Source organism: Zobellia sp. 1_MG-2023 (assembly GCF_030549125.1).
Taxonomy (GTDB): domain Bacteria; phylum Bacteroidota; class Bacteroidia; order Flavobacteriales; family Flavobacteriaceae; genus Zobellia; species Zobellia russellii.
Genome location: NZ_JAUOSY010000009.1, coordinates 71777 through 87047 on the forward strand (window position 1 = coordinate 71777; position 15271 = coordinate 87047).

General features: G+C 37.6%; 12 protein-coding genes. 4 read left to right on the forward strand and 8 right to left on the reverse strand.

Going from position 1 to position 15271, the window contains the following annotated elements:
- Positions 1 to 34: 34 nt before the first annotated feature.
- The 4 genes from Q4597_RS16510 to Q4597_RS16525 form a co-directional block, all read right to left on the reverse strand.
- Complete coding sequence (locus Q4597_RS16510; RefSeq protein ID WP_215912270.1) at positions 35 to 1498, reverse strand: lipopolysaccharide biosynthesis protein; 1464 nt, start codon at positions 1496 to 1498, stop codon at positions 35 to 37.
- Positions 1498 to 2769: a glycosyl transferase family 1 gene (locus Q4597_RS16515; protein ID WP_303407222.1), complete on the reverse strand. Its 1272-nt coding sequence runs from the start codon at positions 2767 to 2769 to the stop codon at positions 1498 to 1500. The genes Q4597_RS16510 and Q4597_RS16515 overlap by 1 nt, the downstream gene beginning before the upstream one ends.
- Before the next feature lie 42 nt (positions 2770 to 2811).
- Positions 2812 to 5268 carry a YfhO family protein gene (locus Q4597_RS16520; RefSeq protein WP_303407224.1) on the reverse strand — a complete coding sequence of 819 codons (2457 nt, stop codon included), beginning with the start codon at positions 5266 to 5268 and terminating at the stop codon, positions 2812 to 2814.
- A gap of 186 nt (positions 5269 to 5454) precedes the next feature.
- Positions 5455 to 5724: a DUF4834 family protein gene (locus Q4597_RS16525; RefSeq protein WP_215440572.1), complete on the reverse strand. Its 270-nt coding sequence runs from the start codon at positions 5722 to 5724 to the stop codon at positions 5455 to 5457.
- Between the two features lie 245 nt (positions 5725 to 5969).
- On the opposite strand from Q4597_RS16525, the gene Q4597_RS16530 reads away from it, so the two are divergent.
- A complete protein-coding gene (locus Q4597_RS16530) occupies positions 5970 to 7049 on the forward strand; it encodes a transporter (RefSeq protein ID WP_303407226.1) in 1080 nt (359 codons plus the stop codon).
- A 94-nt stretch (positions 7050 to 7143) separates the two neighbouring features.
- Positions 7144 to 8262 (forward strand): GTP cyclohydrolase, encoded by a 1119-nt coding sequence (locus Q4597_RS16535; protein ID WP_215440574.1) that lies wholly within the window; start codon positions 7144 to 7146, stop codon positions 8260 to 8262.
- Positions 8263 to 8387: 125 nt separating this feature from the next.
- Here Q4597_RS16535 and Q4597_RS16540 read toward each other — a convergent pair whose 3' ends face one another.
- The 3 genes from Q4597_RS16540 to Q4597_RS16550 form a co-directional block, all read right to left on the reverse strand.
- Positions 8388 to 9647 (reverse strand): aminotransferase class I/II-fold pyridoxal phosphate-dependent enzyme, encoded by a 1260-nt coding sequence (locus Q4597_RS16540; RefSeq protein WP_215440575.1) that lies wholly within the window; start codon positions 9645 to 9647, stop codon positions 8388 to 8390.
- Positions 9648 to 9773: 126 nt separating this feature from the next.
- Positions 9774 to 10817: a PLP-dependent cysteine synthase family protein gene (locus Q4597_RS16545; RefSeq protein ID WP_215912264.1), complete on the reverse strand. Its 1044-nt coding sequence runs from the start codon at positions 10815 to 10817 to the stop codon at positions 9774 to 9776.
- Between the two features lie 262 nt (positions 10818 to 11079).
- Positions 11080 to 13137 (reverse strand): S9 family peptidase, encoded by a 2058-nt coding sequence (locus Q4597_RS16550; RefSeq protein WP_303407229.1) that lies wholly within the window; start codon positions 13135 to 13137, stop codon positions 11080 to 11082.
- Positions 13138 to 13284: 147 nt separating this feature from the next.
- Here Q4597_RS16550 and Q4597_RS16555 point away from each other — a divergent pair, with 147 nt between their 5' ends.
- Together Q4597_RS16555 and Q4597_RS16560 are read left to right on the forward strand one after the other, a co-directional pair.
- A complete protein-coding gene (locus tag Q4597_RS16555) occupies positions 13285 to 13611 on the forward strand; it encodes a YbaB/EbfC family nucleoid-associated protein (RefSeq protein ID WP_215912262.1) in 327 nt (108 codons plus the stop codon).
- 38 nt (positions 13612 to 13649) lie between these two features.
- Complete coding sequence (locus Q4597_RS16560; RefSeq protein ID WP_215912261.1) at positions 13650 to 14093, forward strand: thioredoxin family protein; 444 nt, start codon at positions 13650 to 13652, stop codon at positions 14091 to 14093.
- A gap of 44 nt (positions 14094 to 14137) precedes the next feature.
- Here Q4597_RS16560 and Q4597_RS16565 read toward each other — a convergent pair whose 3' ends face one another.
- Positions 14138 to 15238 (reverse strand): OmpA family protein, encoded by a 1101-nt coding sequence (locus Q4597_RS16565; protein ID WP_215912260.1) that lies wholly within the window; start codon positions 15236 to 15238, stop codon positions 14138 to 14140.
- Positions 15239 to 15271: the final 33 nt, after the last annotated feature.

A 15271-nucleotide genomic window follows, 5' to 3' on the forward strand; every position in this document is an offset into this window, starting at 1 on the left:
CTTTCTTTTAAAGAAGCTGAGTGTTAAGATATAGTTATTGACCTTTCTTTCCAAATACTTTTGAAAGCACTTGAAAAACATCTTCCGAGATTTTAAACTTATATAGAACCCCAACATAGAGCAAGGTTATCCCCAAACTTTTTATCATAATGCTTATGATAGGATGAAAAGGTAGGTGGATAAAATAGAAAGTAAGCAAGGTAATGGCCAACAATACCGAAATTTGAACGGTTTCTTTAGTAAAGGGTAGCATGTTGAATTTCATCTTAACATAAATCAATTTTACCGTGTTATAGATGAAAAAAGCTGAAAAACTGGCAATTGCGGCACCATCTAGACCATAAGCAGGAATAAGCCAAACATTGAGCAATACGGTTACAATTGCCAAAAATATTCCCATATATAAAACCGCCCTGTAATAATCCGAATTATATAAAATGGAATTGTTATTCCCCAACAAAGCATCATAAAGCTTTGCCAGGCCCAACCATACAAAAATTATATATCCATTACGATAAGCATCTGGCAGGAGTTCATAAAGGTCATTGAGATTCAAAAATATAAGTGCAAACAAAAGTCCGGATATAATATATAGTGTTAGCGAGCTTTTTTGATAGAGCCTGCTTAATCCCGCCAAATCATTCTTGTTCATAAGCTCCGCTGTAAGCGGATACATTATTTGATGCATGGAACGTGAAGGCACGGCTATCACCAAAGCTATAAAGCTGGCTACGCTATAATAGGCTACGTTTTCAATTTTTATAAATTGATTGATCATTACCTTATCAATCTCTAAAAGAACAATAGCAACTGAGCCACCCAAAATAATCAATGCACTATACACCAAAATTTTACGTGTGTTACTAGGGAAATCAAAAACCAATCTGGGCCTGTACAAGGTATATGCGTAGATTTTCATAAAAAGCATCCGCAGTACATATACCACCACTAGGCCATCTATAAAGGAGGTTACTGAAATTACGTCAAAATACAAAAGCACCAAAAGAACGGATTGCCCTACCCGACCGAAAATTTCTTTCATAAAATTACCAAAAACCGATTTCATATGGACTCTGGCCCAAGCATAAAAAACTTCAAAATAGGCCATGGTCATAGCTACAAAGAAAATATGCCAGACATACCCTCTTACAATTGGGTTTTCCTTGGATAAGAAGTTTGAAATACTATCGTTCACTACATAGGTTATGCCCGCAATGGGTAGCATTAATGCCAATGGCAAGAAAAGCATAAGAGTAAGAAAACCATCTTTTGATTTAACATCCGTGAAACCACTATAAAACTTTACCAAGGTATTGGGTACTCCAAAAGCAAGTAATGGCATTATAACTACTGAAGCCGATAACACAACCTGTAGCAACCCATAATATTCGGGTTCCATAAAACGTAGATAAAGCACTAAAGTATTTAGTGCCCCAAGACCAAAACCCAAATACGTAATGATCGAATTGTTCAGTGATTGTTTAAATACCACTCCCATTACAGTAATTTTGAAAGTTCTTGAGTAAGTGCCTTTCGGCTGTACTTCTCAATATGAATAGATTCTGAAGTAATTGTCCCTGTTTTAAAGTCGTTATACCAGTTAAGTATGGTTTTTTTCAGTTCTGCATCGGCATCATAATCAAATACCTTTCCAGCCACGGTCCGTTCTATAATCTTACCTGCCTCCCAATTCTTTGGCCCCACCGCTAAAATAGGCCTTTTGGCAACCATGTATTCAAAAAGCTTGCCCGGTATAATTCCCTTAGTTTCTTCACTGTCTATTTCTATCATAAGTAGTAGCTGAGACCTTTGCTGTCTTCGTTGGGCTTCGGCGTGAGAGCCATACCCTCTCATTTTTATATAAGGACCTAACTCATATCTATACATTAAATCCATTACATCCTGACTTACTACCCCCATAAACTCCAATTGAAGGTCTCCACGGAAAACGGCATTTTCCGCAGCAATTTGAGATAATACCTTCCATAGGTTTTTAGGGTTTCTGCCCGTTAACAAGGACCCAATGTGAGAAATTGTAAAATTATGATCTAAATCCGCATCATTCTCATAATCGGAATCATACCCATTGGTAATTACAGAAATAGGCTGTTTTGTAATTTGTTCAAATTCTAATTTGGTCGTAGCACTGGTCACAAGAATTCTATCCGCTTCGTTCAACACGGCATACTCCAACTCCTTGTGTTTTTTTTCGGAACTTTTGGTCAGTTTTAATTCTTTGTGATACCCAATAGAAGTCCATGGGTCCCTAAAATCGGCCAACCAAGTTACCCCTTTATCCTTTTTTAATTGTCTACCGATCAGATGAACACTATGCGGTGGCCCAGTAGTAATTATCGTCTCAATCCCTTCTTTAGCAATGATATCCGACAAATATTTTACCGAAGGCTTAATCCAATATTTTCTAGCATCGGGAATAAAAAAATTTCCTCTAACCCATAGCATGGCCTTTTCAAAAAACGATTGGTTCTTGGTTTGAATAATACCAGAGCTAATACGTTTTGTTTTTTTTGAGGACAACACCTTTGCCAATCCATAAGGTTCAAAAAGGGGCTGTGAATAGATTGTAATGTCCTTAGGAACTTCAGCAATTAGAGTGGCATCCTCTATTGGGTAATGCGGATTTTCCGGAATGTAAACTATGGGTTCCACATTAAAATCGCGAAGGTATTTTACAAACTTTAACCACCTCTGCACACCTGGCCCACCAGCAGGAGGCCAATAATAGGTGATAATGAGGACTTTCTTCATAAGCTTAAATTACTAGATGTAAGATTGGGGAACCTGTACAAACTATTTTTTAACTTCTTTCTTTTCTTGACCTTCGTCCTTCTTTGAACTATAGAATGTAAAACCTATTCCGCCTAAAACTATAAGCACCAAGACAATGGAACTTGCTAGCGTAATCTGGCTTCCTATCCTTACCACTTCAGGTTCAAACTTGAATTCTATGGTGTGCTCCCCACTTGGAACCTGTATGGCCCTTAGGGTATAATTTACCTTAATATGGTCTTTTAACTTTCCATCTATATAAGCATTCCATCCGTTTTGGTAATACATTTCGGAAAAAACAGCAAGGCCATCATTAGAATTTTTAGACTTATAAGTTAAGTGATTAGGAGCATAATCCGATAAAACTATAGCAGCTGTAGAATCTACCTTAAATTCAAAATTGTTCAAATTTTTAACCTTGGCCACGTTTAGGACAGCTTCGGTTCGCGTATCCAATTTATCCAAAGCCTGAATTTCTTCATCTGCAGAATTCACTTTTACTACATGGTTTACAAACCAAGCATTGCCATTGGCGTTAGGGTTTACAGCTGGGTAACTTTTACCTTCTTCATCCTGCTGAATTACATACTTTACGTTTAACATGTTCAATACTCCCATGTTACCTTTATACACGTAAAAACTGAAAAGGTCTTCCAGTCCGGCTGGTTTTGCCGCATGATACCCACCAATAGATTGATGATAGTAAGATGTACGCGCACCATTAATACCTTCATTGGGATCATACACCCTATAGATACTCTTATCCTTACTTATTTCCTTGTCCAAAGCAGTTTCAGGAAACGGCTGTGTCATTTTCCTTTTAGAAACAAAATTCTCGGAGTCAACATAGCGTAAACCAACACCAACCAAATCAAAAATAATCAATGCCCCAATTGCAACTATGGCTATGTTCTCTTTAAGTTTTCCTTTAATATAGAACCAAAGTGCCAAGGCCGCCAAAAGGACAAATATCATAGACCGTAAAAGGTCTGAGTTATATACGGCTTTCCGGTCTGCTTGAATTAAAGAAACCAGTTCATCCCCATAATTTCGTTTTAGAAAATCGTCACTAGGGCCTTCAAAATCAAAACCGGCTTTAAAGATGAACAAAGCAACACTTAAACCCAATACCGTAAAAAATGATATCTTAAGTGCATTCAGCTTTTCGGAAACATCAACCGTAGATTTAAAAAGTTCGCGCAATGCTAGAATAGCTAACACTGGAGCACACAACTCCAAAATGACCTGTATAGAAGAGACTGCCCTAAACTTATCATATAACGGAAAATAGTCAATCATGAAGTCCGTCAAAAAGCTAAAATTCTTTCCCCAAGACAGAAACAGAGACATTAGCACGCCTCCAAGAAGCCACCATTTGGCTTTTCCCTTCACTAAAATAAGCCCTAAGATAAACAGGAAAAAGATAATGGCACCAATATAAGCAGGACCTGACGTTCCGGGCTGATCGGCCCAATACAAGGGCAAACCACTAGAAAAATTCAATGCTTGGCTACGAGACACACCTTGATCTATTAAGAAGTCATAACTTTTAGAGTTTTCTCCCAGGTTCTCGTTATTTGACCCCCCAAACAAACGGGGTACAAATAGGTTCAATGATTCTGTAATACCGTAGCTCCATTGGGTAATATATGACTTCTCCAGCCCTCCCGTATTTTCTTTTGTCGAGCCATCTGGATTAATGGTTAGTTCAGATTTACCACGGGTGCTCCAATCCGCATATTCCTTTGTAGCCATTAAACTAGTTGCATTAGCGGCAATCCCCAATGTAACCGCAACCAGGAGTAGGCCTACAGAACTAAAATAATGTTTTAGCTTTTCTGTTCGTATGGCATCTACCAAGTAAACTACACCTAAAATTAAAACCAAAAGCATGAAATAATAGGTCATCTGATAATGATTGGCCCGTATCTCCAATGCCATTGAAATTGCAGTTAAAATAAATCCCCAGAGATATTTTTTACGGAACACCAATACAATGCCTCCTAAAAGCATGGGCAGATACCCCAAGGCATGGGCTTTTGCATTATGCCCAACACCAAGAATAATGATGAGATAGGTTGAAAAACCGAAGGCCAAGGCACCAACTATGGCTAATCTATAATCTACTTTCAGGCAACAAAGCAAGATATAGAAGCCAATAAAATATAAAAACAAATAATCTGCCGGTCTAGGTAAAAACCGGATTAGATTATCCAATTTCTTAACGTAATCGTGAGGATAATACGCGCCTAACTGATAAGTTGGCATGCCTCCAAAGGCACTATTTGTCCAATAGGGCTCTTCCCCCGTTTTCTTTCTAAAATCGTTCTGCTCCTTGGCCATACCCGTAAACTGAACAATATCTGACTGTTCTATTACCTTGCCTTGAAGCACGGGATGAAAATAGGCCAAAGTAGCAATCACAAAAAAAATAGTAACAAAAAAATGTACGAAGAAGGCCTTCAATCCTTTTTGCATAATGGGATTTATCGGTTGTTTCGGCTAAAATAATGAAGTTATCTCTACTTTCGAATTTGTTTTGAACTTAACTTAAAAGATAGTCATAAGTTTTAAAAACATAAACGCCTATTGCAAAGCTTTTATAAGTTCAAAAAGTATTCGATTTTAAAGTATAAAAAAAGAACTAGTGTAGTACAAAGAAGTTTACTCTACTTCCTCAAAATCAATATAATCACCCACCTGATTGTTTGAAGTATTCTTTCTTGACGGTTTCTTATCAATTATAACATCTCCTACCCGTTCCTTTTGATTTTGGCCATTTGTTTGCTGTGCAAATTCACCAAACTTTTCATTAAAATGTTCTTGGGTTTTCCGAGCGGCATACCCGAATATTTTGGGGGCAAACATCTTCACTAAGATCTTAAAAAGATAATAGACCAATAAAATTATTAAGATTGTCTTTAAAAATGCCATACTTTTTTCAAAATGATTATATCAAAAATACGATTCTAACGTTGTAATAACTGTGTAGAAGTGCTAAAATATTATTAAAGTAGTTTCTATGAATTCATATTTTGGATTCCCATGTAGAGATAAACCACTGAAAACAAAGGCTTACTAGACGTTTTTGTTTTAAAAATGGTCTTATGCATACGATAGATTTTAGATTTTTTACACAAAAAAGAACAAGCCTGAATTAATTAATCAAGCGGCCCAAAATGAAAAAGTATCTATTAACTCTCCTTTTTACGCTACCTATGGTAGCCACAGCACAATATACAGATGTAATTAATTCTAACCGCCCAGGTATGTCCGTTAGTGCATACGCAGTTGGTAGAAATGTGTTGCAATTGGAGGCCGGTATTCTTTACGAACAGCGAGACCATACTCTTTTGGACACAAAAAGTAATATTTGGGGTTCTGATATTTCACTACGGTACGGTCTGTTGTTCGAGCAATTAGAAATAAATTATGAAGGCACGTATGTAAACCAGAACATTACTTATAACAGTTTGAACGTTTCTGAGAATTTAACTGACTTTTCAAGAAATCGGGTTGGTCTTAAGTACTTGATTTATGACCGATATAAAAACCCGGAACGTAATAAACCCAATTTATATAGCTGGAAAGCCAATTATGGTTTTAAATTTAAAAACTTAATTCCCTCTGTTTCCCTCTATGGCGGCGCCACTTTTAATCTAGGCGATAACCCTTTCTACGTTGGTGACCCAACCGTGTCTTACCGCGGAATGATCGCAACCCAAAGTAGATTAACTCCGCGATTTGTACTTATAACCAACATTGCATACGATAGAATTACCACGGATTATCCTGAATTAAGTTACCTAGTTTCCATAAGCCATGCTTTTCGCAATCCCAAATGGAGTGCCTTTATAGAGAATCAAGGTATACAGAGCGATCGTTATTCAGATGCCCTTATACGTGGTGGTGTGGCCCACTTACTTGCGGATGACCTACAGGTTGATTTTAATTTGGGTGCCAGCTTTAAAAACACACCTTCCAGAATATTTATGACCGTTGGCGGGTCTTACCGGTTTGACTTTCACAAAGACAAGCTCATATCAATTGATGAGCAAAGTGCCGGTGAAAATGGCGGCCCTATTAAAAAGAACGCCATGAAGAAGAAGGAAAAAGAGGATCGTAAAAAAAATAAGAAAAGCGGTGGCGCCGAGGATATCGATTTAGGTCCATCTAAGAAACAACTCAAAAAGCTTAAAAAGGAAGAGCGAAAGAAACGCAAAAACAAAGACCGTGATAACGGAGCTATAGATTTTTAAGCCAAGACAACTCATTCATTATTCATAAAATTAAGTTTCATAATTTTATTCTAACCCTATTTATCCCTAATATTGACCTTACAAAAAGAATTGTATGGTCACCCTTAAAGAAGCGATTTCAAAAGCAGAGCTAAAAGAGTTCGTGAAATTTCCATTTTCGCTTTATAAAGGCTCCTCTTATTGGGTACCACCTTTGATTGCCGATGAGATGGCTACTTTTGACAAGGATCAAAACCCAGCTTTTCAAAATGCGAGTTGTTGGTTCTATCTGGCCTATAAAAACAATACGCTTGTAGGAAGGGTCGTAGCTATAATCAACCACCTGGAAGTGAATGATCAAAACGTAAAAAAAATGCGTTTTGGCTGGTTTGATTTTATTGATGACCCAGAAGTTTCGGAAACCCTTCTAAATAAAGTTGCAGAAATTGGAAAAGCGCATGATCTAGAGTTTATGGAAGGCCCTGTTGGCTTTTCCAACTTAGATAAGGTTGGTGTGCTTACGGATGGTTACGATCAACCGGGAAGCATGGTGACCTGGTACAACCACGCCTATTACATTAATCATTACGAACGTTTGGGTTTTGCTAAGGAAAAAGGATATGTTGAAAACAAGTTCCCGGCCAGTAACGCAGATCCGGCTTTGTTTACCAAATTGAACGAACTGGTAAAAAGACGCTACGGCTTACGTGAAATAAACTTTAAAAAAACTAGCGAAGTATTACCATTGGTAGACCAAATGTTTGACCTGTTCAACCAAACCTATTCCAAATTATCCTCTTTTGTTCCTATAACCGATGTTCAAAAGGAATATTTCAAGAAAAAATACATAACCTTTATAGACCCGGAGTATATTAAGTTTATTGTAGATAAGAATGACAGCCTAATTGCGTTTGCAATTGTTATGCCCTCGTTCTCCCATGCATTACAAAAAGCTAAGGGAAAGTTGTTTCCTTTTGGTTTTTTACACCTTCTTCGTGCGAAAAAGTATAATAAAGATGCCGTTTTTTATTTGATAGGTATCCACCCGGATTATCAAAATAAAGGAGTTACGGCCATCATTTTTAATGAATACTACAAAACATTCAACAAGCGCGGTATTCAAATGTGCTATAGAACCCCGGAACTAGAAGATAATATTGCCATCCGTCAAATGTGGAAGCATTTTTCCCCAAAAATTTATAAGCGGCGTGCCACCTACAAAAAGAGTCTATAGCCGCAAAGGGCTACTTCCCTACTCTTCATTCGCTCACTCTAAGAAATAATCGAACTCCCTATAAAAAACAAAAATGCCCCATTTAAAATGAGGCATTTGTTTCATGAAGATTATTTAAGCCGATGTTACTCGCCCATAGCCGCAGCAACCGCAGCGGACAATCTTTTATAAGTACCATTCTCCAAACGGTCCCTAATAGCAGAGAATGCATCTAATGTTTCTTCTATATCCTGCATAGTATGCGTAGCGGTAGGAATCATACGTAAAAGTATCAACCCCTTTGGTATCACTGGATACACTACAATTGAACAGAAGATACCGTAATTCTCACGTAAATCCTTTACAAGGGCCATAGCCTCTGGAATACTACCGTTCAAGTACACTGGAGTTACACAAGTATTGGTACTTCCAATATCAAAACCTCTACTCTTAAGTCCGTTTTGAAGTGCGTTTACGTTCTCCCATAACTTAGCCTTAAGCTCAGGCATAGTACGCAACATGTCCAATCTTTTTAAGGCACCTTTCACATAAATCATAGGTAATGACTTAGCGAACATTTGTGACCTTAAATTATATTTTAAGTAGTCTATAATCTCTTTATCTGCAGCTAAAAACGCTCCAATACCGGCCATAGACTTTGCAAAGGTTGCAAAATATACATCTATATCCTTTTGTACGCCCTGTTCTTGTCCTGCACCTGCACCAGTGGCACCCAAGGTTCCAAAACCATGTGCATCATCTACAAATAAACGGAACGTATATTTTTCTTTAAGGGCAACTATTTCTTTTAGCTTTCCTTGCTCACCACGCATTCCGAAAACACCTTCGGAAATAACCAATATTCCTCCACCGGTCTGTTCGGCCATTTTTGTGGCGCGCTCTAAGTTTTTCTCTAAACTATCAATATCATTATGCTTAAACGTAAAACGTTTTCCCATATGTAGCCTAACACCATCAATAATACAAGCATGGGCATCTACATCATAAACAATAATATCGTCCTTTGATACAAGGGCATCAATAGCAGAAACCATACCTTGGTAACCAAAGTTCAGCAAATAAGCAGATTCCTTATCAACAAATTCGGCTAATTCTTTTTCTAATTGCTCATGAAAATCAGTATGGCCGCTCATCATTCTTGCTCCCATAGGGTAAGCCGATCCATATTCTGCAGCGGCTTCGCCATCTACCTTCTTAACTTCAGGTAGGTTAGCAAGACCCAGATAATCGTTAATACTCCAGGTAATTACCTCTTTTCCCTGAAACTTCATTCGGTTAGAAATTGGCCCTTCCAACTTAGGAAAAACGAAATATCCCTCCGCCTGTGAAGCCCATTTTCCTAATGGCCCCTTGTTCTCAATAATTCTATCAAATAAATCTCGCATTTAGGTGTACTTTGGATTTTAGTGCAAAAGTAAGATTTTAAGAGCAACATTCATAAAATATTATTCTCTAACAAAAAAGCAACAACCTTTACGATTATTGCTTTCCCACTTTTACAAACTTGTAATTTATTCTTTTATGTATTGTACCTTTTGAGTTTCGCTTACTTCATTGGTATCAAAGAAGCCTTGATCCTCCATCCATTGATCACTATATACTTTACTCATATATCTTGAACCGTGATCTGGAAAGATAACAACAACATTATCTTTAGGACCAAATTCTCCTTCTTCGTTCAATTGCTTCAATGCTTGCATAACGGCACCACTGGTATATCCTGCAAAAATACCTTCGGTTCTTGCCAATTCACGAGCTGTGTGAGCACTTTCTGAATCCGTAACTTTAATGAACTTGTCTATTACATCAAAATCCGTTGCTCCAGGTATAAGGTTCTTTCCTAACCCTTCAATTCTGTACGGGTAAATTTCGTTGGAGTCAAACTCTCTTGTTTCGTGGTATTTTTTCAACACAGAACCAAAAGCATCAACACCTATTACCTTAACATTGGGGTTTTGTTCTTTTAAGTATTTGGCAGTTCCGGAAATAGTACCTCCAGTACCACTACATGCAACAAAATGTGTGATTTCACCTCCGGTTTGCTCCCATATTTCAGGCCCGGTACTCTCATAATGGGCATGCATGTTGAGCTCATTAAAGTATTGGTTGATATAAATAGAACCGTTAGTTTCTTTATGCAACCGTTTTGCTACTTCATAATAAGAACGTGGATCGTCTGCACTTACGTGAGCTGGGCAGACATATACCGTAGCTCCCATTGTACGAAGCATATCGATTTTATCTTTTGATGATTTTGAACTAACCGCCAAAATACACTTATAACCTTTTATAATACTCACCATGGCAATACTAAAACCGGTATTACCAGAAGTTGTTTCTATAATGGTACTTCCTTCGGTTAAAATACCTTTACGTTCAGCTTCCTCTATAATGTGCATTGCGATGCGGTCTTTAGAGGAGTGACCTGGGTTAAAGGATTCTACTTTTGCATAAAAGTTGCCGGTAAAGCTTTCGGTTATTCTATTTAGTTGTACTAGCGGTGTGTTTCCTACAAGTTCTAGGATATTATTGTAAGCCTTAATTTTGTTTTCCATAAAGGATGTCTGGTTTTGGGAACTATTGATAAAAAGATAAGTTTCCACAAAATTACTTGGACAAAATTACTATTTTTTTTGAATATGTCATTTTATCATGCAAAATACCTCCAAAAAATGAAGATTTTCATTCATAAACCATGATTTGTTAACGTTTCATTAGCATAATTGCCCTAATCTAGTCAATTCTGAAGTGGTCATAAGGTTCCTTTTTATTCCCTACTTCTATTAGATTCAAAAAATTACCATATATACAGTATGCTTATTTAGCCTTCCCCTCTAAGTCCAACAGAAAGGCATACTCTTTTGCTACTTCTTTTAAGGACTCAAAACGGCCCGAAGCACCTCCGTGACCCGTATCCATATTAATGTCCATCATCAATAGGTTATGATTAGCTCTCAATTCCCTCAATTTGGCCACCCACTTTGCAGGTTCAAAATATTGAACTTGAGAATCATGCAGACCTGTAGTAACCAGTAAATTAGGATAGTCCTGTGCTGTAACTTGATCATATGGGGAATATGATTTCATATATTCATAATACGTCTTGTCATTTGGGTTTCCCCATTCATCGTACTCGCCCGTGGTTAACGGAATGGAATCATCTAACATAGTAGTTACAACATCTACAAACGGTACAGCGGCAATAACCCCGTTATATAATTCCGGAGCCATATTAATGATGGCGCCCATAAGAAGGCCTCCTGCAGAACCACCCATAGCATATAGGTGCTCAGATGAAGTATAGCCTTCTTGTACCAAATGCTTGGAACAATCTACAAAATCCGTAAAAGTATTCTTCTTTTTGAGCAGTTTTCCATCTTCGTACCAAGGTCTCCCCAGGTACTCACCTCCTCTTATATGTGCTATGACATAAACAAAACCTCTATCCAAAAGACTTAGTCTTACCGTTGAAAAATAAGGGTCTATCGTATGACCGTATGAACCATAAGCATATTGCAAAACAGGAGTGCTTTCATTGAGCGGCGTGTCTTTATGATAAACAACGGACATAGGGACTTTTACACCATCTCGGGCCGTGGCCCAAATACGTTTCTCCTTATAGTTGTCCTTATGAAATTTACCGCCCAAAACTTCTTGTTCCTTCTTAACTTCCTTCTCCTTGGTTCGCATATTAAAATCAATGATGGAGCTAGGAGTTGTCATGGAATTATATCCATAACGAAGAATCTCAGTATCAAAATCCGGATTACGGCCTACACCAGCAGTATAGGTTTCGCTTTCAAAAGGAAGGTAATATGCATTAGTACCATCCCACCTATTAATTTGCACACGATTAAGGCCATTGGTTCTTTCGGAAATAACGTAATAGTCTTTAAAAATATCAATGTCCTCTAAAAGCACATCATCTCGGTGTGGTATAAATTCTTTCCAACTGTCTGAGGAAGTATTGTTCTCATCGGTTTTCATCAATTTAAAATTGGTTGCACCGTCTTTATTGGTCAACACATAGAAATGATCACCGTAATGCGAAATACCATACTCTACTCCCCGCTCCCTTGGAGAAAACATCTTTAATTCCCCGTCCGGATTGTCCGCTCGTAAAAATTGATATTCAGAAGTTAGGGTACTGTAAGAACCAATGATGATATATTTTTTTGATTTTGACTTGTAGACATACGTTCCAAACGTATCATCCGTTTCATGAAAAACCAACTGATCATCCTCTGCAGACGTACCAAATTTATGCTTCAGAATCTGGTCCGATCGTAAAGTAACTTCATCTTTTTTGGTATAAAAAAGTGTTCTATTGTCATCTGCCCATACTGAGCCTCCTGTAGTATTTTCTATTTTATCCTTATAGATTTCACCCGTTTCCAAGTTTTTGATACTTATAGTGTATTGGCGGCGAGAGACTGTATCTACCCCAAAAGCTGCAAGTTTATTATCAGGGCTAATGGCTATACCACCAATACTAAAGAATTCATGCCCTTTAGCCATTTCATTACCGTTAAACATAATCTCCTCAGAAGCATCAAGAGTTTCTTTTTTACGGGCATAAATGGGATATTCCTTACCAATCTCATATCTAGTAATATACCAATATCCGTTTTGTTTGTAGGGTACCGATGTATCATCTTCTTTAATTCTGGACTTCATCTCATTAAAAAGATCATCCTGAAATTCTTTGGTATGTGCAGTAGAAGCATCATAAAATGCTTTCTCCGCTTCAAGATAAGAGATAACCTCCGGGTTTTCCTTATCGTTCAACCAATAGTAATTATCTACCCTAACATCACCATGCTTTTCTAAATTATGTGGAACCTTCTTTGCTATTGGTGCTTTTACTTCACTCATATGTATTTCTTGACTTTGTACTAAAGGCACAAATGTAAGGCATAAGGCAAGAACGAATTTCTTTTTTTTACATAGCTTCATTAGTAATGGGTTTTCTTACACAATTTAGTAATTTTGTAACCTAATTCAATTTTTAAAATTAAACTTATGTTTGGAGACATGATGGGTATGATGGGGAAACTAAAAGAGACCCAACAAAAGGTAGAGGCCACAAAAAAACGGATGGATACGGTAACCCTTGAAGAAGCTTCTTCCGAAGACTTACTAAAGGTGACCATAACCGCGAACAGAGAAATTAAAAAGATCCAAATTGATGATAGTTTGTTGGAGGACAAAGAGCAATTAGAAGATTTTCTGATTCTTACCCTTAACAAAGCAATTGCAAAAGCAACACAGGTAAACGAGACAGAACTTGCTGCTGTGGCTAAAGAAGGTATACCCAATATTCCAGGTATGGATTCGTTATTTAAATAATGGCAAGCTATTTGCTTTTATTTAAAAAAAAATCGCTCATGAAGTTTTTGCTTTTTCTTTTGCTACCTCTTTTTCTAGTTGGACAGAATGATACTTCCAACACTGTCGATTGGTTGAAAGACTATGACACGGCCATAAAAGTTTCAAAAAAAGAAAACAAAAATGTTTTGGTTTATTTTACCGGAAGTGATTGGTGCCCGCCTTGCAAAATGCTTAAACGCGACCTATTTGATACAAATGAATTCTCTGAATTATCTAGCAATTATGTGTTATTGTATATAGATATCCCCAGAAATAGGGATCTGTTAAGCGAAGAGCAATGGAACCACAATCAAGAACTTTTTAAAAAATTGAACAAGAAAGGGGTGTTCCCCATGCTTGCCGTAGTAAATGAAAAGGGAAAAATGCTTGATGAATATTCCGGTTATGGTATGACCGGAGAAATTAAATATCACATAGACTTCTTGAAAAAAAACAAATAAAAAAGCCCCATATATGGGGCTTTTAATTTTTAGGGGATTATAGTTTAGTTATTTATCAACCTAAACTCCGTTCTTCTGTTTACGGCATGCTCTCTTGCTGTACAAGAAACTCCATCTTTACATCTGTTCTTAAGTTTAGTCTCACCATATCCGTTAGCTACCAAAAGACTAGAATTAATGCCTTTAGAAATTAAGTATTGAGCTACGGACTTTGCTCTACGTTCCGATAAATCTTGGTTAGAAGAAGCACTACCTTGAGCATCTGTATGAGAAGCCAACTCTACCTTAACTCCAGGGTTTTGAGCCAATACCGGTAGTAATCTTGTATCTATAATGGATTTAGCCTGAGCGGTTAAAGTAGCGCTACCCGAGTTCCAGTTTATAGGAAGTGCCTGATAGGTAACTAACTCACATTTAACCTCTTTCCAAGTGGTAAGCCCACCTTTTTCCTTCAACACCTCTTTTGTATAGGATTTTGTTACCGGTGGCACCATTTCCTCAACAGTGTAAGCATCTTTATCTAAGACTGTTCTTGTAATTTCATCATAAACGGCGGGAACAACTTCCTCAACAACCTTAGCTGGAGAAATAAGTACTCTTTTCGTATAGGTAGCACTCTTTTCCGGAATAGCCGTTTTACTAGTACTTGCATCACTGGCAAGCGTTGATGTCTCTATTGTCTGGAATTCTGCAGGGTACCCTTTGTAGCACCAGTATCTACAATCGTCCGGGTTTCCAGAGTCACAGTCCGGAGCAGATGCTCCCAATTCCCATTGGGCATAGGCAGGTTTCACCTCTATGGTCTGCGATGCACTTCCAAAACTAGCTGGGATAACATTTAAGGAGTTACCACCTTCTTTAGAAACGTAGGTCACTTTCTCGGTACCCCACTCTTCAGGAATAATTCGTAATTTCTTACTCTCTTCTTTAACTAGGACACGCTCTGTAACAGTTTTATACGTCGCAGGGACAGTTTTTAGAACCTTGTAACCCGGTTTTACGGTAATAGTTACGGTTTCGTTTACATAAACGTCAGGAGTAGTACATCGTACATAACATTTTCCTGGTTCAGGGTTTTCGGGCAGGTCTTGCGCCATACCAAATGTAGCCGTAAGCACGGCAATTGAAAAAAGAATTTTCTTCATAATACGGTTAATGTTTAATGTGTTTATTATAGT